The sequence below is a fragment of the Shewanella sp. SNU WT4 genome, from assembly GCF_006494715.1.
Lineage (GTDB): Bacteria > Pseudomonadota > Gammaproteobacteria > Enterobacterales > Shewanellaceae > Shewanella.
The window spans coordinates 1,303,349-1,322,479 of the sequence record NZ_CP041151.1; the positions used below are offsets into that span (position 1 = coordinate 1,303,349).

Annotated in this window: 19 protein-coding genes; 15 read left to right on the plus strand and 4 right to left on the minus strand. The window is 45.4% G+C overall.

Annotated features, from left to right (window positions below):
• Positions 1 to 19: 19 nt before the first annotated feature.
• Positions 20 to 931, plus strand: a complete 912-nt coding sequence (oxyR, locus tag FJQ87_RS05955) for a hydrogen peroxide-inducible genes transcriptional activator OxyR (RefSeq protein WP_140931490.1) — start codon at positions 20 to 22, stop codon at positions 929 to 931.
• Between the two features lie 52 nt (positions 932 to 983).
• Here the strand turns inward: oxyR and FJQ87_RS05960 are convergent, their stop codons facing one another.
• The 3 genes from FJQ87_RS05960 to mutH all read right to left on the minus strand — a co-directional run bounded on the left by FJQ87_RS05960 (position 984) and on the right by mutH (position 3,218).
• Positions 984 to 1,325 carry a cysteine-rich CWC family protein gene (locus tag FJQ87_RS05960; RefSeq protein ID WP_240778850.1) on the minus strand — a complete coding sequence of 114 codons (342 nt, stop codon included), beginning with the start codon at positions 1,323 to 1,325 and terminating at the stop codon, positions 984 to 986.
• Between the two features lie 10 nt (positions 1,326 to 1,335).
• Positions 1,336 to 2,346 carry an adenylate/guanylate cyclase domain-containing protein gene (locus FJQ87_RS05965; protein WP_140931492.1) on the minus strand — a complete coding sequence of 337 codons (1,011 nt, stop codon included), beginning with the start codon at positions 2,344 to 2,346 and terminating at the stop codon, positions 1,336 to 1,338.
• 197 nt (positions 2,347 to 2,543) lie between these two features.
• Positions 2,544 to 3,218: a DNA mismatch repair endonuclease MutH gene (gene mutH / locus FJQ87_RS05970; protein WP_140931494.1), complete on the minus strand. Its 675-nt coding sequence runs from the start codon at positions 3,216 to 3,218 to the stop codon at positions 2,544 to 2,546.
• A gap of 906 nt (positions 3,219 to 4,124) precedes the next feature.
• Here mutH and rppH point away from each other — a divergent pair.
• The 9 genes from rppH (at position 4,125) to FJQ87_RS06015 (ending at position 12,365) form a co-directional block, all read left to right on the plus strand.
• Entirely contained in the window at positions 4,125 to 4,643 is a 519-nt protein-coding gene (gene rppH, locus FJQ87_RS05975) for an RNA pyrophosphohydrolase (RefSeq protein WP_140931496.1), read from the plus strand.
• A 12-nt stretch (positions 4,644 to 4,655) separates the two neighbouring features.
• Positions 4,656 to 6,908 carry a phosphoenolpyruvate--protein phosphotransferase gene (ptsP, locus tag FJQ87_RS05980; protein WP_140931498.1) on the plus strand — a complete coding sequence of 751 codons (2,253 nt, stop codon included), beginning with the start codon at positions 4,656 to 4,658 and terminating at the stop codon, positions 6,906 to 6,908.
• 159 nt (positions 6,909 to 7,067) lie between these two features.
• Positions 7,068 to 7,868 carry a sulfite exporter TauE/SafE family protein gene (locus FJQ87_RS05985; protein ID WP_140931500.1) on the plus strand — a complete coding sequence of 267 codons (801 nt, stop codon included), beginning with the start codon at positions 7,068 to 7,070 and terminating at the stop codon, positions 7,866 to 7,868.
• A gap of 279 nt (positions 7,869 to 8,147) precedes the next feature.
• Positions 8,148 to 8,942: a thymidylate synthase gene (gene thyA / locus FJQ87_RS05990; RefSeq protein ID WP_140931502.1), complete on the plus strand. Its 795-nt coding sequence runs from the start codon at positions 8,148 to 8,150 to the stop codon at positions 8,940 to 8,942.
• A gap of 123 nt (positions 8,943 to 9,065) precedes the next feature.
• Positions 9,066 to 10,241 (plus strand): Na+/H+ antiporter NhaA, encoded by a 1,176-nt coding sequence (nhaA, locus tag FJQ87_RS05995; protein WP_140931504.1) that lies wholly within the window; start codon positions 9,066 to 9,068, stop codon positions 10,239 to 10,241.
• The gene (locus tag FJQ87_RS06000; protein ID WP_140931506.1) at positions 10,238 to 10,633 is read left to right on the plus strand and encodes a hypothetical protein; all 396 of its coding nucleotides are present in this window, start codon (positions 10,238 to 10,240) and stop codon (positions 10,631 to 10,633) included. The genes nhaA and FJQ87_RS06000 overlap by 4 nt, the downstream gene beginning before the upstream one ends.
• Positions 10,634 to 11,539 (plus strand): transcriptional activator NhaR, encoded by a 906-nt coding sequence (nhaR, locus tag FJQ87_RS06005; RefSeq protein ID WP_140931508.1) that lies wholly within the window; start codon positions 10,634 to 10,636, stop codon positions 11,537 to 11,539.
• Between the two features lie 102 nt (positions 11,540 to 11,641).
• A complete protein-coding gene (locus tag FJQ87_RS06010; RefSeq protein ID WP_140934010.1) occupies positions 11,642 to 11,881 on the plus strand; it encodes a succinate dehydrogenase assembly factor 2 in 240 nt (79 codons plus the stop codon).
• A complete protein-coding gene (locus FJQ87_RS06015) occupies positions 11,862 to 12,365 on the plus strand; it encodes a protein YgfX (RefSeq protein ID WP_140931510.1) in 504 nt (167 codons plus the stop codon). The genes FJQ87_RS06010 and FJQ87_RS06015 overlap by 20 nt, the downstream gene beginning before the upstream one ends.
• Positions 12,366 to 12,385: 20 nt before the next feature.
• Here the strand turns inward: FJQ87_RS06015 and nadB are convergent, their stop codons facing one another.
• Positions 12,386 to 13,999, minus strand: a complete 1,614-nt coding sequence (gene nadB, locus FJQ87_RS06020) for an L-aspartate oxidase (RefSeq protein WP_140931512.1) — start codon at positions 13,997 to 13,999, stop codon at positions 12,386 to 12,388.
• 295 nt (positions 14,000 to 14,294) lie between these two features.
• Between nadB and rpoE the strand changes: the two genes are divergently transcribed.
• From rpoE to lepA, 5 genes are all read left to right on the plus strand, one after another.
• Positions 14,295 to 14,873 (plus strand): RNA polymerase sigma factor RpoE, encoded by a 579-nt coding sequence (gene rpoE, locus FJQ87_RS06025; RefSeq protein ID WP_140931514.1) that lies wholly within the window; start codon positions 14,295 to 14,297, stop codon positions 14,871 to 14,873.
• Between the two features lie 24 nt (positions 14,874 to 14,897).
• On the plus strand, positions 14,898 to 15,557 hold the full coding sequence (locus FJQ87_RS06030; protein WP_140931516.1) for an RseA family anti-sigma factor: 660 nt from the start codon (positions 14,898 to 14,900) through the stop codon (positions 15,555 to 15,557).
• A 98-nt stretch (positions 15,558 to 15,655) separates the two neighbouring features.
• Complete coding sequence (locus FJQ87_RS06035) at positions 15,656 to 16,726, plus strand: MucB/RseB C-terminal domain-containing protein (protein ID WP_240778851.1); 1,071 nt, start codon at positions 15,656 to 15,658, stop codon at positions 16,724 to 16,726.
• A 5-nt stretch (positions 16,727 to 16,731) separates the two neighbouring features.
• Positions 16,732 to 17,199 (plus strand): SoxR reducing system RseC family protein, encoded by a 468-nt coding sequence (locus FJQ87_RS06040; protein ID WP_140931518.1) that lies wholly within the window; start codon positions 16,732 to 16,734, stop codon positions 17,197 to 17,199.
• Between the two features lie 103 nt (positions 17,200 to 17,302).
• Positions 17,303 to 19,093 (plus strand): translation elongation factor 4, encoded by a 1,791-nt coding sequence (lepA, locus tag FJQ87_RS06045; protein WP_140931520.1) that lies wholly within the window; start codon positions 17,303 to 17,305, stop codon positions 19,091 to 19,093.
• Positions 19,094 to 19,131: the final 38 nt, after the last annotated feature.

The window sequence follows — 19,131 nt, forward strand, 5'->3', positions numbered from 1 at the left end:
GCACAAGGCAATCGAATTCATGAAACACCTTCCCAGCCTTAAAAATTTGTATTACCTAGTACATCTGCATCAAGAACAAAACTTTAATCGCGCCGCCAAGGTGTGCCATGTGAGTCAGTCAACCTTATCCAGTGGTATTCAAAATCTGGAAGAGCAGTTAGGCCATCAACTGATTGAGCGTGACCATAAATCGTTTATGTTTACCGCCATTGGCGAAGAAGTGGTGCGCCGCTCCCGTAACTTACTGACAGATGTGGATGACTTAGTCGAATTAGTCCAAAACCAAGGCGCGCCGATGACAGGCACCATACGTTTAGGTTGTATCCCGACCATAGCGCCGTTTTTATTAAGCCGCTTAGTGCGCCATTGTCAGACTAACTACCCAGAACTTACTTTATTACTGAAAGAAGATACCACCGACAGGTTGCTCGGTGCCTTAGGCAAAGGCGAGCTTGATTTATTGCTGCTGGCATTACCTGTGGATACCCAAGGCTTTCATAGCATGAAAGTTGGGGTTGACCCGTTTAAGATGGTGATGCATAGCGACTTAAAAGAAGGCGTGCATGTGCCTATTGATTATCAGCAACTGCCCGATGAAAGTATTTTCTTGCTGCAAAGCGAGCATTGCATCACAGGGCATGCGATTACCGCTTGTCAGTTAGGGGATAGCGCTAAGGTTAACCCATTTGCGGCGACGAGTTTGCACACTTTAGTGCAAATGGTGGATAGCAAGTTAGGTACGACTTTCTTGCCACAAATGGCCATTGATTCAGGTATCTTATCTAATACCGATTTATGCGTGTTTGACCCGCCAGGGGAAGCACCTTATCGCGATATCGGCTTAGTGTGGCGTCAAACCACCAGTCGAATTTTAACCTTTAGAACCTTAGGTTTAGAAATTCAAAGTTTATTAGAAAAGGGTGGCCGTTAAGCTGCTTAAAGTTAAGCGGATATCTAGTCTTTTTCTAAGACTAGGACTTAGGCTAGGATTTTATTTCGCGGGCTAAGTGTTGAATCTGTAATATCGCCTCGGCGCATGTCTGGCACAGGCAAGCGTCAGGGCGAATAACAGCATTTGGTTCAAGGGTTAAGTCAGAAGTATTTGCCGCTGGACGGGTAGGAAAAGTGATATTAAGGCACCAACAGGCATTAATGTTGGCGCCAGAGGCCACAGCGCACTGGTTACTGGCTTGGCAGCGAGGGCAAATCTGGCTATTAGGCGCTTCATTGATAGGCGCTTTGCTTATCGCTGCTGTGCTCACAGTAGGCTGGTTTGCGGCGAGATTTGCGTCTGGCTCAGTGCTCATCGGCTTACTTTCTCCCATTATGACTGCCTTATTGCTTCTTACTGACACCAAAGACTTCAGTGGTATGTTGCTTACCTTTAAGCTGTACTTGGCCTAAGTTATTGAGGCGATACAAGCTGTCATCCATATTCAATAATTCGGCAAGATTACCTGAAATCAGCATGCGCTGACCTAAAGGATTACACTGATCTTGCAAGCGCGCTAAGGTATTGATGACATCCGAGAAGAAACTAATCTCTTGTTTATGCACGCCAACCACAGCGGCCACTACTTGGCCACAATGGGCCGCCGCCTTAAATTTTGGCACAAACCCGTAATGCTCTTCAAAATAATGGCGCTGCCAATTGAGTTGCTGGCTAAAGTCAAAATAGATATTCATCACTCTATCCTGCTTAATGCCTTGATTTAATGGCCAATGGATCAGTACTGCATCGCCCATATACCTGTATATTTCGGCATCATTATTAGCCACAGTTTCAGCCAACAAGCTAAAACTATCTTGAATTAAGCGACTAAAGCGGTAATCACCTAAGGTTTCCGCGTGAGTGGTTGAAGCCACCATATCTAAATATAAAAACAGTCGCTGCTCATAGCGCGGACGATGATACTTACCTAAACCAATATTGAGTAACACCCTAGGGCCAACTAATAAGCTCATTTGCTCAATAAAGGCGAGGCCAATGCGCACTACCACTAAATAGATGATCAGTGCCTGAAATGACGGGGTATAGAGAATATGCACCGACAGCATTTGCCTGAGGGTCGTCATATGATTAGTAATGGCCCACATGTTTAGGTACTGGGTCATATAAGCTAAGGTTGTGGCGCCCAGTAATAAAAACAGGCCTTTAAAGATCACTGAAAACAGATAGGGCAGGCGATTAATCGCTGATAAGTCAGCAATTAAGTTAGATAACCAATGCAGGGAGCCAAAGATAATACCCATATAAATGGCAAGTGTGGCGAGATCGCCACTGCCAACGGCCCACTGGGGAAGTTCTGGGCTTTGGGCATAGCGAAAGAAGACAAAAGCGGCCATGGCCACGGTCCACGCAAGTATAGCGAAAAGCAATTTTGTGACTTGACGACTGACTATCACTAGGGGAAATACGCCTCATATTGCAGAAGGCGTTAGTTTATAGAAAAACGCGACAACTTGAGAAGATTAATTCGTGATCAAGATCAATAAATGTAGAGAATATGACGAAAAGTTCATACTGCAAGCGGCGCAGCAGGTTATTGGAACGCTTGACTCAAGATTTCAGCGGTAAAGTTTATCTTTAAATAAAAGCCGCGTGGGTTACTGAGTTGCTTTTGTCCTAGGCTATCTATGCTAATGGTTTTTACGCGGCTATTGGCAGCCTTTGGGCGCAGTTGCAGCACTTCGCCATGGCGCGCGGTAATCTTATTCACTTGGCCGGTGGCAATCAGCTCCATGATTTCTTCCCAGTCTTGCTGCAATTGCTGCCACTGCGAAGGCGAGGGTTGCCATAAAAACGCCGTACCAATGCGCCGCTCGCCTAAAGGAATATGGCGATCACCAGCAATCGGTACCCATAGTACTTGCTGCAATTTATGACTCACCAAACAGTCTTGCCAGCGCAGCCCTTGAATATCGTTAAGCGGCGCAACACACACATAAGTGGTTTCAAGTGGCTTTCCTGCGGCATTAATGGGGATGGTTTTAAGCTCAACGCCTAAATGACGGAAATCTTGCTCAGGTTTAGAGCCCGCCGTGGCACCGAGTTCCAACTCAATTAACTGCCCAACCCAACCTTTATGGCGCTGCAGATTGGCTGGCATGACTATGTTATTGGCCTGAGCCAATTGCGCTAAGGTCATACCCGCCATGTTATCGGCGCGCTCGAGTAATTCCGCTAAGGTTTGCGGTGAGTGCTTAGTATTATTCATGGCGGAATTTTAGCAGACTCTCTCATTGATTCAATACTCAAGCGGCTGCGGTTAATGCTGATAGCGAACTTACGTTGTCAGCCTTAGCCTTGCTAACGTTAGCGAATGACGATTATTTGAAAATAAGCCCATATGAAAATCAGTCTAGATAAATAGGCGCATAAAAATAGACGCATAGAAATAAGCACTTATATAGCAGCGCAAATACCCAAAGAGACACATATCGACAACAGCCACAAAAAATTGAACGCGAATTATTGATTGGTTAAAAAGTGAGCGATTGTTTTAGGGGGGATGACCTTAACTAAAATTTTAACTTAACTTGATGTAATTAAAAGCTTTTACTTAGTTATGCTATTTTGCCGTTCAGTTACTCGCTATTTGCCCCACCGTTCCTCACATAGTTATCCACAGGTTTGTTGGATAAGTGCCATTTTTTCACTGCTATAAAGGATCAAATAGCTCAGGTCAAGCCTAAATTCCGCCTTAAAATTGTTTTTTGAGACGGTTTTAAAATTATATTGTGAATAACTTGGTGAGCTTATGTACCGATTATTGTCGATTTTTAGGCTAGTATGATTATTGAACGATTTTGAGTTTTATCAATGAATAATCAAAAGGCATTTAATTAAAGGCATTTAAATACAACTGCTTATGCTTGCCGCGGTTGGCGAATGTTAGTCACAATATTTTGGCAAGATCTTAGTGATAGTGAGTTTTTACCGAGTTTCAAACAGAGATATCCACAGATTTTGTGGATAACGCTCAAGTTAGCTAACATGCTTTGTTGATAAATAAGTGTGAAATGCTTGATTTATCCATAACCCTTGGTTAATCAGCAATTGCTGCCAGCCCCGCTTTGTGAAACAATCGAAGCCATTAATTTTATGCTATTGTGGAGTCCATGTGATTGATAGCGACGGCTTTCGCGCAAATGTGGGCATCATCATCTGTAATAAATTTGGCCAGGTTATGTGGGCCAGACGCTATGGACAACATTCTTGGCAATTCCCGCAAGGCGGTGTCGATGATGGCGAGTCCGCTGAAGAAGCTATGTACCGTGAACTTTATGAAGAAGTAGGTTTAAGGCCTGAACACGTACAAGTCTTATGCAGTAGTCGCTCTTGGTTACGTTATCGCTTACCCAAACGCTTAGTGCGTCAAGATAGTAAGCCTATGTGTATTGGCCAAAAGCAAAAATGGTTTTTATTACAGTTGAAAAGCCAAGAAAGTGCCATCAACTTAAATTCATCAGGTCATCCCGAATTTGATGATTGGCGCTGGGTTAATTATTGGTACCCAGTGCGGCAAGTGGTGTCATTTAAACGCGAAGTATATAGAAAGGTCATGAAGGAATTTTCTCAAATTGCTTTATCATTTCAAGCGAAGGAACCGCAGCGGCGGCGTACTCGCTACCGCAACTAGGAGACGGGGTCAGTGTTAAATACGCTAAGAGACATCACACAAGCTGTTGCCTCAGCCCCAAATCTGGAGCAGGCGTTAACTCTGCTGGTGACTCAAACCAAGCAGGCGATGAATACTGACTGTTGTTCTATCTATTTGCTTGAGCAGCAACAGCTGCTCTTATCCGCCACCGATGGTTTATTAGCCTCGGCGGTCGGGCAAGTGAGTGTTCCCCTTGATCAAGCCTTAGTGGGCTTGGTTGCACAAAAAGAAGAAGTGCTCAACCTCGCCAATGCCCATTTGCATCCCCGTTTTAAACTTATCCCCGAAGTATGTGAAGAGCACTATCAAGCTTTCTTAGCTGTACCTGTGGTATATCAAAAAGCCGTAGTCGGCGTATTAGTGGTGCAGCAAACTGAGGCGCGATTATTTAGTGAGCATGAAGAGTCATTTTTAATGACTTTAGCTGCGCAGCTCGCTATGGCCATTAGTTCACAAAAGCAAAAGCAGCAGCGCTATAAAAACTATGGTGCCATTCAAGCTCAGCATCAGATTTTATACCATGGCAAAACGGCCTCCAAAGGCATAGCCATAGCTTATGGTCTAGTTCTCGGCGCTGAAATTGCTATTGCCCAGCCTGATTTACCTTGTGACAATCTTGATGAAGAGTTAGCGCGCTTAGAGAGTGCCTTACAGCGCAGTCGTGATGATTTAAGTGTGATGGCGTCTCGATTTGAACATGAACTAAATCAAGATATTAGCTCAATATTTACCGCCATGCAGATGCTGCTTGATGATGCGAGCCTTGGCGGCGAGTTTAGGCAAAGCATTAATCAAGGCTGGCGCGCCGAAACTGCTGTTAGCCGCGTGTGCTGCGCCTACATCTTACAGTTTGAAAACATGGAAGATGTGTACCTTAAAGGCCGAGCCGCGGATATCCGCGACTTAGGCATGCGGGTGTTAAGGCAATTGATAGAGCCTGAGCGCGTTGCTTTAACATTAGATAAACCTGTGATTTTACTCGCAAGAGAAGTCACCACTGGCATGCTGGCCGAGTTTTCACCGCAAAAGCTTGCAGGTATTGTGACTGAGTGGGGCGGAACTAACTCTCACGCTGCTATTTTAGCGCGCGCCTTAGGCATTCCGGCGCTGGTTGGTGTTGAGCAGTTGTTTGATGCCGACTTAAATAACAAGTTAATGGTCATCAATGCCAACCGTGGCCAGTTATTAGTGTCGCCAAGCCCCGCGGTAGTCAGTGAATATCGCATGCTTATTTCGGCGGAAAAAGCCTTAGCCAAAGAATACGCCGCAGAATTAGCCTTACCGACCTGCACCTTAGATGGCTACAGAATTCAGCTGTACTTAAATGCCGGCCTCATTAGCGGCGTGGTTAACGATCTTGCCAATGGCGCCGATGGCATCGGGCTTTATCGCACTGAAATTTTATTTATGCTGCAGCAAAGTTTCCCGTCAGAAGCTGAGCAGATGGCGGTATACCAGCAAGTATTAAGCGCGGCCAATGGTAAGCGCGTGGTGCTGCGTACCTTAGATGTTGGCGGTGATAAACCGCTGCCTTATTTTCCTATCAATGAAGATAATCCGTTTTTAGGTTGGCGCGGCATACGTTTATCGTTAGACCACCCTGAGCTTTTTTTGATTCAAATCCGCGCCATGCTGCGCGCGAGTATCGGCCAAGCCTCTGAGCTGTATATCTTGCTACCTATGGTGAGCTGCCTAGATGAAGTCGAGCAAGCCTTGGCGATATTTGATCAAGCCTGGCAAGAAATTAATCTTGATAGTGAAGTGCTGCTGCGCCGCCCGAAAGTAGGCGCCATGATTGAAGTGCCCGCTATTTTGTATCAGATAGATCAATTGGCGCAATTGCTGGATTTTGTCTCGGTCGGCACTAACGATCTCACCCAATACTTGTTAGCGGTTGATAGAAATAATCCTAGGGTCAGTAGCTTGTATGATAGTTACCATCCAGGCTTTCTGCGGGCGCTGCGCCGCGCGAGTTTTGATTGCCAACAAAATCAGCTTGAAGTGAGTGTTTGCGGTGAACTCGCTGGTGAAACCTTAGGCGCGTTAATTTTAGTGGCCATGGGTTTTGATAAACTCAGCATGAACCAAGGAAGCCTAGCGCGGGTCAATTATTTACTGCGGCGCATTTCTCGCACTGACTTAAGTGCCATGCTTGAGCAAATTTTACGCTTGCATGACGGTAATGCTGTGCGTCAGCATTTGCTGATGTTTTTAGATCAGCGCGGCTTAGCAGGGCTGATTTAACGACATTGGTTTAACTGCATAGGTTTAATCGCTTAGCGTTAACTGCACAGCATTAACTGAAAATGCTGAGGGTGAAGCGTTGGCACTACGAGTGACAGTAAGCTTAATGAACGGATAGCAGCTTAAGTATTTGTCTGATAATAATAAAATGGATAAGACGTGGACACTATAGTTTGGTTGATGGTTTGGTGCTTAATTTTAGGCTCATTCGTGGGCTTTCTAGCTGGCCTGCTAGGCATAGGTGGCGGCCTTATCATAGTGCCAGCCTTACTCTATTTATTGCCTAAGGTTGGTATCAGCGAACCTCATTTATTATATGTGGCCATTGCCACCTCGCTTAGCGCCATCATATTAACCTCGGCATCCTCAGCCAAAGCTCACTGGGGGCGCGGCAACGTTGATTTTACGGTATTAAAAGCGTTACTGCCTGGCATAGTCATAGGCGCGTTTTTATCGGGATTTATTGCTAAGGCCTTTTTGGGCGCCTATTTACAGCAAGTGTTCGCTATCTTTGTCATGCTCATGGCCATCAATATGTGGTTTCCCCTTAAAGTTAACGCCGCAGCGGGCTTACCCTCTAACAGCGTTATCTTTGTCATCGGTATTATCATTGCCATGATTTCGGGATTAATGGGGATAGGCGGCGGGGTATTATTGGTGCCATTTTTAGTCTGGTGCGGCTTAGCCATGGCCAAAGCTGTGGGGACTTCGTCTATGATAGGCATAGTGATAGCCTGCTTTGGCTCACTGGGTTATATCACTACCGGTTGGGACGTTCACTCTTTACCTGCTGGCACCTTAGGCTACATCTATGTGCCCGCGTTACTTGCCATTGTTTCAACCTCAGTATTAACCGCTCCTCTTGGCGCTAAAGCCGCCAGCATCTGGCCAACACCCATTCTTAAACGTATTTTTGCACTGCTATTGATAGTCATAGGTGTAAAGCTGTTACTTAGTTAAGACTGGATGCTCATTGTGCTTGCTTACCTGCGAATTTTTAAGTGATGGCGTTACAATAAATTCTTTTCACTTAAGCCGAAATGAGCATATTTCTGTTATTGTAGCGCGCTAGCCGCAAACGAATAACGACAGGCTTGTGGATCGTTTTTGGAGTGAATTTTTGAGTGTCTAATGGTGTAAACCCTAAACAGCTCAAATTATTCAGTCGAGTGTTAACTCGCAGAATCTTATTATCTCCATGTTTTTATTTTAATTTTTTTGAAGGTAGGTGGTACGCTAATGCAGCAATATCTTGAACTTATGCAACATATCTTAGATAAGGGCACAGACAAGTCTGATCGCACCGGCACTGGCACTCGCTCAGTCTTTGGTCATCAAATACGATTTGACTTAAATCAAGGTTTTCCTTTAGTCACCACCAAGAAATGTCACTTACGCTCGATTATCCATGAATTATTATGGTTTTTAAAAGGCGACACCAATGTTGCTTATTTACATGAACACCAAGTAAAAATTTGGGATGAGTGGGCAGATGCTGACGGTAATTTAGGCCCAGTGTATGGCGCGCAGTGGCGCAGTTGGCCGGCCGCTGATGGTCGTCATATCGACCAAATTAGCCAAGTGATAGCGGATATTAAAGCCCAGCCTGATTCGCGACGATTAATCGTATCAGCATGGAACGTAGGTGAACTTGATAAGATGGCATTGGCACCTTGTCATGCTTTTTTCCAATTCTATGTCGCTGACGGCAAGTTATCTTGTCAGCTTTATCAGCGCTCATGTGATGTCTTCCTCGGCTTACCTTTTAATATCGCCAGCTACGCCTTATTGACCATGATGGTCGCGCAGCAATGTGATTTAGGCTTAGGTGATTTTGTTTGGACCGGTGGCGACACCCATTTATACAATAACCATATGGAACAGGCGGCATTGCAATTAAGTCGTGATCCTAAGCCATTACCTGTGATGAAGATCACACGTAAGCCATTGTCTTTATTCGGTTATCGCTTTGAAGATTTCGAACTTGAAGGCTATGAACCGCACCCACATATTAAGGCGCCAGTGGCAATTTAACGGCGACAAACCTAAAAAAGCGACTAATACCTCGGTTTTACCGAGGTATAAGGCTTATTCTTGCGATTATTCTTACTCTGCAAGCTTAGTTAAACTAAGGTTAATATAGATAGGAGATTCATTATGGAAAAAGCACTTCGCAATTTTTTAGGTCAACCGTCAGCAGGGGGCATCTTACTGCTAGTTGCTGTCGCTCTGGCAATGTTAATGGCAAATTCACCACTAGCATTTATTTACGATGGCTTTTTAAACACTCCGATGCAGGTGCGTTTTGGCGCACTGGATATTGATAAGCCGTTATTGCTATGGATTAACGACGGCTTAATGGCCTTGTTCTTTTTATTAATCGGCTTAGAAGTTAAGCGTGAAGTATTAGAAGGCGCGCTCTCAAGTGTGGCCAAAGCTTCACTGCCAACCTTCGCTGCTATTGGCGGCATGTTAGTTCCTGCTGCGTTTTACTTGTTGTTTAACTATGGCAACGAAATTACGCAAAATGGCTGGGCTATTCCTGCCGCCACTGACATTGCCTTTGCCTTAGGTGTTATGGCGCTGCTGGGTAATCGCGTACCTGTTGCCCTTAAAGTCTTCTTATTAGCCTTGGCAATTATTGATGACCTTGGAGTTATCGTGATTATTGCCTTGTTCTATAGCTCAGATTTATCGGTGATCAGCTTGATCATTGCAGGTCTGGCTATTACTGGACTATTTACCCTTAATCGCAGTGGTGTTACTTCATTAGCGCCTTACGGGATTATCGGTTTAATCTTGTGGGTCGCGGTACTGAAATCTGGCGTACATGCCACTTTAGCCGGCGTAATTATTGCCATCAGTATTCCTATGCGTGCCAAAGATGGCAGTTCGCCATCCGAGCATTTAGAGCATAGCTTGCACCCTTGGAGCACCTTCTTAATTCTGCCGGTGTTTGCCTTTGCTAACGCTGGTGTATCACTGGGCAATATGAGCTTAGATATGCTGTTGTCACCTGTGCCATTAGGGATTGCCGCGGGTCTTGCCTTAGGTAAGCCAATTGGCGTGATGTTATTTAGTTTTATTGCAGTGAAACTGGGCTTAGCTGAACTGCCATCTGGCATCACGTGGCGCCATATTTTCCCTGTGGCCATTATGTGTGGTATTGGTTTTACCATGTCGATGTTTATCTCATCATTAGCGTTTGAGCAGACTCTAGGTAATTATGGCGATCTTGCGCGCTTAGGTATCTTGATGGGGTCATGTATTGCCGCGATTGTGGGTTATTTTATGTTATCCAAAGTCTTACCAGCGAAAGGAGCCGTAAAATGAAAAAAACACTGATCCTTGCCCTCGTGGCGCTCATGTGGGGCACTCAAGCTCAAGCCGTGCCTGTTATCCAAGAACTGCAAAGCTGCAATAAAGATGTTAATGCTTTGGAATGCCAAAGCTATTTAGACGGCATAGTTGACGGCGCCTTGATCTTTAAAGGTAAATCAGTAGGTAAGCGTTTGGAGCCTACGGGTTACGAAGCGCGGGCATTAAAATATCGCGGTGGTAATCGCTTTAAGGAAGCTAATCGCGTTTATTGCGCCGATAGAATACCTGATAGAAGCGTATTAGTTGCGGCCGTGAGTGAAGCTGTGACGACTGGGGTGGTGACCACCCAAGATGCACTGACAGAAGTTATGGTTAACTTACTTGATTGTCAGCGTGTAAAGTAAATGTCGCATCTTAACTATAACCATCTGTATTACTTTTGGATGGTTAAGCGCCATGGTTCAGTTACGTTAGCGGCGGAGGCTCTGTGCCTTACGCCGCAAACTGTGACTGGCCAAATTCGCGCCTTAGAAGGTCGCCTTAATGGTGAATTATTTAAGCGCGTCGGCCGGCGTTTAGAAGCCACTGAACTTGGCGAGCTGGTATTTCGCTATACCGACAAGATGTTTAACCTCAGTTATGAAATGCTCGATATTCTTAATTATCAGCGCGAGCAGCACATCTTATTTGAGGTTGGCATTGCCGATGCGTTATCAAAAGCTTTGGCGAGCCGGATTATTTTATCGGTTATGCCAGATGATAATTCTATTCACTTAGCTTGCTTTGAAGCCACCCATGACAGTTTAATGAATCGTTTGCGCGATCATAAGCTTGATATGATTTTGTCTGATTGCGCGGGTGAATCGCTTAAATATCCTGAAATCCTGTCAAAGAAATTGGGCCAATGCAATATCGGCTTTTTTTCCAGTAAACCGGTGACTCGGCCATTTCCTGCATGTTTAGAAGAGCAACCTTTGTTGGTGCCGAGTCGTAAGACTTCGGTGGGGCAACAATTACATCGCTGGTTTGATGATAATGGCTTAAACGTCAAAATCTTAGGCGAGTTTGATGATTCTGCCATGATGAAATCCTTTGGGTTATTCCATCAAGGTATTTTTGTGGCGCCGACGATTTATCAAAAAGATCCTGAGGCGAGTCATATTCAATTAATTGGTCAATCCGATCAAATTCAGCAAGAATTTCATGTGATGTTTGCTGAGCGCATGATTAAACATCCAGCGTTAAAACGCTTACTCAAAACGGATTTTACTGAGCTATTTGCCGGACTTGATGTGCGAGTGCAGGTTTAAAGGTGCTGGAAACACTGGGGCGATGTTATCATGGCTCCAGTGTTATCTTGATTGCATTCAACGCAGAACCATCATTAAAGGAGTAAGAAGGTGACTGAACTGATGAATATTTCACGGGTTAAATGGGCATGTCGACGCGGTATGCTAGAACTTGACGTGCTATTTCAGCCTTTTGTTAACGAGCAATATGAGTGCTTAACCGTTGAAGATAAGCTGTGCTTTATCCGCTTACTGACCAATGAAGATCCTGATTTATTTGCTTGGTTTATGGGTCATGAATTATGTAGCGATCCTGAACTTGCTGCCATGGTAGTGAAAGTTCGTGGGCGCCCAGCCGCATAACTTTGTCATTGCCGCCTCGCGCCATTGGCTAATCAGTCAGTGGCTCGGATTATTGTTATTAAGTTTGACGGCGCTGGCTTGGCCGAGTGATTTACCTTTCATTATTTATCTGCTGTTTACACTCATTCTTGGCACTATCTTAATGGTTCGATGTTGGCAATTGTGGCGTTTTCGCGCTTGGCAGCAACGCTTTAGTCTCAATGCTCAAGGTCAGGGATTTTATTATTGGATGCCTGCGCCGTCTTCACCATTAGCGCCTGCAAATTTGCACGAACATAATCAAGTTATGGCGAGTGATAATCTAAGCCTTAAGATGCAATTAGCCTTTAGGCCTTGGGTATGCCCGTGGTTTTGCTGCTTTGCGATTGATACTCAACAAGGGCGAGTGTGGCTGTGGGTATGCGCCGATATGCTGTCTATGCCTGAGTATCGCGACTTATGCCGATTATTACTTAACTACAAAAAAGCGCCCGCAGGCGCTTAAAAGATTATGTTAAAGAAGCCTTACACATGCTTGGCAGGCTCTAAAATAGTCGGCTTAGCCACTTTAGCCAGTTCTGGGTAATCTAAGTTGTAATGTAAGCCGCGGCTTTCTTTGCGCTCCATGGCGCAGCGAATAATTAATTCAGCCACTTGTACTAAGTTTCTCAGTTCTAGCAAATTATTGCTGACTCTGAAATTGCTATAGTACTCTTGGATTTCTTGCTGCAATAAATGGCAGCGGCGCAGCGCCCGCTCTAAGCGTTTATTGGAGCGCACAATCCCTACGTAATCCCACATAAATAAGCGCAATTCATGCCAGTTATGGGCAATCACTACTTCTTCATCAGAATTAGTCACTTGGCTTTCATCCCATGGCGGTAACTGGCCTGGGTCTGCCACTTTATGCAGTAAGGATTGAATGTCTTCAGCGGCGGCTCGAGCAAACACTAAGCACTCTAACAGTGAGTTACTGGCGAGACGATTAGCGCCATGAAGGCCAGTGTACGCCACTTCGCCAATAGCGTAGAGACCGCTAAGATCAGTTTGGCCATGTAAATCTGTCATCACGCCACCGCAAGTGTAATGAGCGGCAGGCACCACAGGAATGGGCTCTTTAGTCATATCCATACCCAGTTCTAGGCAGCGCTGATAGATGGTCGGGAAGTGCTTGATAATAAAATCGGCCGGCTTATGGGTGATATCAAGATATACGCAATCCACCCCTAAGCGTTTCATCTCATAGTCTATGGCTCTGGCGACAATATCACGCGGCGCTAATTCGGCGCGAGGGTCGATGTCAGGCATAAAGCGCGTGCCATCAGGACGTTTCAGGTAAGCGCCTTCACCGCGCAGCGCTTCTGTCAGTAAGAAGTTGCGTGCTTCGCTGTGATAAAGACAGGTAGGATGGAATTGATTAAATTCCATGTTGGCTACGCGGCAACCTGCGCGCCACGCCATAGCTATGCCATCACCGCTCGCGACATCTGGGTTAGACGTGTATTGATACACTTTAGATGAGCCGCCTGTGGCTAAAGCCACAAATCTGGCCTTAACAGTTTCAACCCGCTCGCTATTGCGGTTCCACACATAAGCACCTAACACGCGATTGCCTGGGCGACCTAACTTGCGACTGGTGATTAAATCAATGGCGTTATAACGCTCGAGCACCTGAATGTTTGGGTGTTCAAGGATACGTTGTTGTAAGGTCAGTTGGACTTCTTTACCTGTGGCATCGGCGGCATGCAAGATGCGTCTATGGCTATGGCCACCTTCACGGGTTAAGTGGTAGCGAGTTTGCTCATTGAGCACACCTTCTTCCATATCGAAAGCCACACCGCAATCAATTAACCACTGCATTGCTGAGCGGGCATTGCTAGCGGTATAAGTGACGACGGCTTCATCACACAGACCCGCGCCTGCAACTAAAGTATCGGCAACGTGGGACTCAATGGTATCCTCTTCATCAAAGACTGAAGCAATACCGCCTTGAGCATAATAGGTTGAGCCTTCATTGAGAGGGCCTTTAGAGAGTAAGGTGACACTAGCGTGCTCGGCTAAGTGTAGCGCTAGGGTTAACCCTGCCGCTCCGCTACCTATCACGAGTATGTCTGATTGGTGTTCAATGGCTGGTTTCATGGGTATTATGCGTAGCATTCTCGGTTTGGCTATGGTAAACCAAGATTTAGCTTGTGCCTACCGCTAGCAAGGGTTCAGATAGCAACAGAAGCAACAACAGAAGTTAGTTTGGGCTGAAAAGCAACAGTTCTGTGACGCGGTGCTCATTATTTGTTCGTAAACGATATGTTTATGACTTAATTTTAATTTTTATTTAAATTTTCAGAACTTTTATCAGGGATGCGAGTCTATTTAAGGGTAAATGATTCGAGCACCTAAGAAATCAGAGATTTAGATTTGGGAGAAGTCAGCTCGAATGGGTGGACAACTAAGTGATCAGCAACTCGTTGAGCTAGTACAAAAGGGCGATAAAAACGCATTTAATCTGCTAGTACAAAAGTATCAAGGAAAAGTGATTAACCTTATTTCTCGATATGTGCGTAACCAAGCAGATGTTGCCGATGTTGCGCAAGAGGCCTTTATTAAAGCCTACAGAGCCTTAGCTAATTTTCGTGGGGAAAGCGCATTCTATACTTGGTTGTATCGAATTGCGGTCAATACTGCTAAAAATTATCTAGCCTCACAAGGTCGAAGAGCCCCTGCCAATGATGTCGATGTTGAAGAAGCCGAATACTTTGATGGCGCCGATGCGCTCAAAGAATTTGATTCACCAGAGCGACTATTGTTATCTGATGAAATTCGCAATGTAGTGTTTGCGACTTTGGAAACCTTGCCCGACGAGTTAAGAATGGCCATATCCTTAAGGGAACTTGATGGCCTAAGTTATGAAGAAATTGCAACAGTGATGGATTGCCCTGTAGGTACCGTACGTTCACGAATATTTCGTGCCCGTGAAACCATAGATAAGCAATTACAGCCCTTGTTGGAAAATTAATGCCAATGCTAAAACAGGTGAACAATGGATAAATCAGGTCAGGAATGGGTATCTGCCGCCGTCGACGGTGAAGTTGATGCGCAGTCTTTTGCTGAATTAGCAAAAGATATCGACTCTCATCAAGAATGGCGAAATTATCACTTGATAGGTGATGCCTTGCGTTCTGAATTGCCAAGTGTCATTAATTTAGACTTATCAGCCGCTATTGCCGATGCTATCGATAAAGAGCCGACTGTGTTTGCGCCGGCTATGAGCGCGCAAGTCTCTAGCGTCACTGCTTTTGGCGACAAAGCCATAAGTGCGCCGGCAAGCAATGAGGTAGTAGGCAGCAGTGATACTAAGACTGCTGAGTCTAAGACCACTAAAGCTAAGGTGCTGCCATTTTTACGACCTTTGGGTCAGTATGTCATTGCAGCCAGTGTCGCATTATTCGCTGTTATTGGTGTTCAGCAAATGTCACAAGTGTCAGATGCTGAGTTAGCGCCTTTACCTGTGCTCAATACCCGTCCTTTGATTGGTAACGCCGCGCCAGTAAGTTTTCAGGCAAGCCCAGTGCAGCAAGAATACAGTAATGAGCAAGTCACTGAGCAACGTCGCCGCATTAATCATTATCTGCAAGATCATATGCTGCAGCAGAAATTAAATAATGGTGATGCCTTGCCACAGGCGCTACCGCAGCAGTAATTAACTGTGTTGCGAATCAATTGATGGTTGGAAAGCTGCAGCTTGTAAGTTAATCTTCAAGCTGCATTTTTATGTTTACTGGAAGCTTGATTGTCCTCATGAATTCTATGTCAAATCGCTCACTCTGTTGCGCTGTGATCCTCTGCCTGTGGGCCTCTTGGCCGCAACTTGCGCTCAGCGCTCAAACTGAAAATACTGGGGCGCAACCTACTGTGCCTCAATCGGCAAATACTCAAGCCGCTAAAGCGCAGTCGTTAGATGCTGAGCCGATTGCAAAACCTGCCACCGAATTACCGCAAGATGCCAAATCTTGGTTAGTGAACATGAGTGAAGCGCTGCGTACCGCTCAATATAAAGTATCTGCTATTCATTTACAGGCTGACCATATTCGCCCGTTTGTGTATCTGCACGGCATAGTTAATGGCGAGCCAGTGGAGTTTTTAGAGTACCTTAATGGCCCGCCTAAAAATGCGGTACGTGTTGGCCGCACTGTTACTTATATCGAGCATGAGCAACCAGCCTACAGCGTTGAGGCCGGTAGAATTGAAGGCAGTTGGCCTGCGGCATTTTCTGGTGATATTGAACAATTAGCAAAGGGGTATGAATTTGTATTAGGTGGGCGCAGCCGTATTGCCGGTCGCCCAGGTCAGATGGTGCGCATTATCCCTAAAGATGATCTTAGATATAATCATCAGGTGTGGATAGATATGGAGAGCTTTTTACCCCTGCGCTATGACTTGCTCTCTGATGATCGCGAGCTTATTGAGCAGATGTTAGCCATTGAGTTATTAGAATTACCAGCGCCAGCCCCCTTACTAGAAGAAGCGTATCGCACTGAATGGCCACCGGTTACTAGCCCACCTGAGCGCGCTGAAGGTCAAAACTGGTTGTTTAATGGCTTACCACAAGGCTTTAAAGTGGTCGCTAAAGATCATCACAGATTGCTGGGTAGTCAGCAGACGGTTGAATATATAGCGCTGTCGGATGGATTAGTGGATATTTCTGTCTATGTGTCACGGGTGGGCGAGACTCCTATGCCGGAAGAGTTAGTCACTCGCAATGGGTTATCCTTAGTGACTGAAATCGTGGGCAATGCCGAGGTAGTTGTTATTGGTAAAGCGCCGGCAGCAACGTTAAGTCATATTGCCCACAGTTTGCATTTGGAATAAGCGCCATGATGGAACAATTTGCTAAGGTCATTGATTGCCGCGACCCGTATATGCCGCTTATCGAAGTGACTTTAACCAGTGCCTGCAATCATTGCGATACTGGTGAGTCTTGCGGCACTCAAGCCGTTTCAAAAGCCTTTTCACCTAAGGTGCAACGCTTTTTTATTCACAGTCCCTATGCGTGCCGCTTAGGTGATGTGCTTAAAATCGGGGTGACTGAATCGGTATTGTTAAAGGCGGCAGCATTAGTGTATATGCTGCCGTTAGTGGGCTTGTTTAGTGGCGCGCTTGTTGGTCAGTGGTTATCAGAATTAACCGATTTTTCCGGCCAAAGCGGCGTAATCATTAGCTCGATACTCGGCGCTATTGCCACTTGGCGGCTCGCTAAATGGTGGTCAGTAAAGCTTGAAGCTAAAGCTGAACCGCAAGTCATGGCTAATTTAGGCCAGCCATTAGTCATGTCCCACGGTTAGCCTTGGCTCACTAACCCTAATGAATCTGATTGGTATTGCGGGCTCATTAGGGTACAATTTCGTACCTTACGTTTTCCCTTTTAAGCTTAGTCACTGCAGCATAATGAAACATATTAGAAACTTTTCGATTATTGCCCATATCGATCATGGCAAATCAACCTTGTCTGACCGTTTAATTCAGGTCTGTGGCGGTCTCACTAACCGTGAAATGGCTGAGCAAGTTCTTGACTCAATGGACATTGAGCGCGAACGCGGGATCACCATCAAGGCGCAGAGTGTGACCTTGGATTACGTCGCTAAAGACGGTGAAACTTATCAACTGAATTTTATTGATACTCCTGGCCACGTTGACTTCTCGTATGAAGTATCACGTTCTTTAGCCGCGTGTGAAGGCGCATTGTTAGTGGTTGACGCCGGTCAAGGCGTTGAAGCTCAAACTTTGGCGAACTGTTATACCGCGCTAGAAATGAACTTAGATGTGGTTCCAGTTCTCAATAAAATCGACTTACCTCAGGCTGAACCTGAGCGTGTAGCTATTGAAATTGAAGACATAGTGGGCATTGAAGCCCAAGATGCTGTGCGTTGTTCTGCCAAGACTGGTCTGGGTATTGAAGATGTCTTAGAAACCATCGTTGCTAGAATTCCACCACCACAGGGCGATCCTGACGCGCCATTACAAGCACTGATCATCGATTCATGGTTTGATGCTTACTTAGGCGTTGTTTCTTTAGTACGTGTGAAGCACGGCCAATTACGCAAAGGCGATAAGTTCAAAGTCATGTCGACTGGCCAAACTTATAATGCTGACCGCGTAGGTATCTTCACTCCTAAGAAGAAAGACACCATGCTGTTAGGTACTGGTGAAGTTGGTTATGTCATTGCTGGTATTAAAGAAATTCACGGCGCGCCAGTAGGTGATACTTTAACTTTAGCTAAGCATGGTGCTGCAAAGCCATTGCCTGGTTTTAAGCGAGTTAAGCCACAAGTTTATGCGGGTGTGTTCCCCATTTCTACCGATGATTACGAAAGCTTCCGTGATGCCTTGAATAAGCTCAGCTTAAACGATGCGTCATTGCAGTTTGAGCCAGAAACTTCATCAGCATTAGGTTTTGGTTTCCGTATCGGTTACTTAGGTCTGCTGCACATGGAGATCATTCAAGAGCGTTTAGAACGTGAATATGATCTTGATTTGATTACCACAGCGCCAACAGTAGAGTACGAAGTTGAGCTGACCAATGGTGAAATCGTCTATGTCGATAACCCATCGGATCTGCCAGCGCTTAACAATATCGCTGAGATGCGTGAGCCGATTGTACAAGCCAACATTTTGGTGCCAAAAGAATACTTAGGTAACGTCATTACCTTATGTATTGAGAAGCGCGGCGTACAAACCAACATGGTGTATCACGGTAATCAAGTCGCTCTGACTTATGATATCCCTGCGGCCGAAGTGGTCATGGATTTCTTTGACCGCCTGAAATCAACCAGCCGCGGTTACGCGTCACTGGAATATAACTTCATTCGTTTTGAACCGGCCGATATGGTGCGTTTAGACGTACTTATCAACGGCGATCGCGTTGATGCGTTAGCTATGATTATTCATCGCTCGAACATTCGTCATCGTGGTCTGGCCTTGGTTGAGAAAATGAAAGAACTCATTCCAAGACAGATGTTTGATATTGCCATTCAAGCGGCTGTGGGTAGCCAGATTATTGCCCGCACAACAGTAAAAGCCCTGCGTAAAGACGTAACCGCCAAGTGTTATGGTGGCGACGTGTCGCGTAAGAAGAAACTGTTGAACCGTCAGAAAGAAGGTAAAAAGCGGATGAAGCAAATCGGTAACGTGGAAGTACCACAAGAAGCCTTCTTGGCCGTACTGAAACTTAACGAGTAATCATTCGTGACTAGAATCTCAATCATTCTTGATTGAGT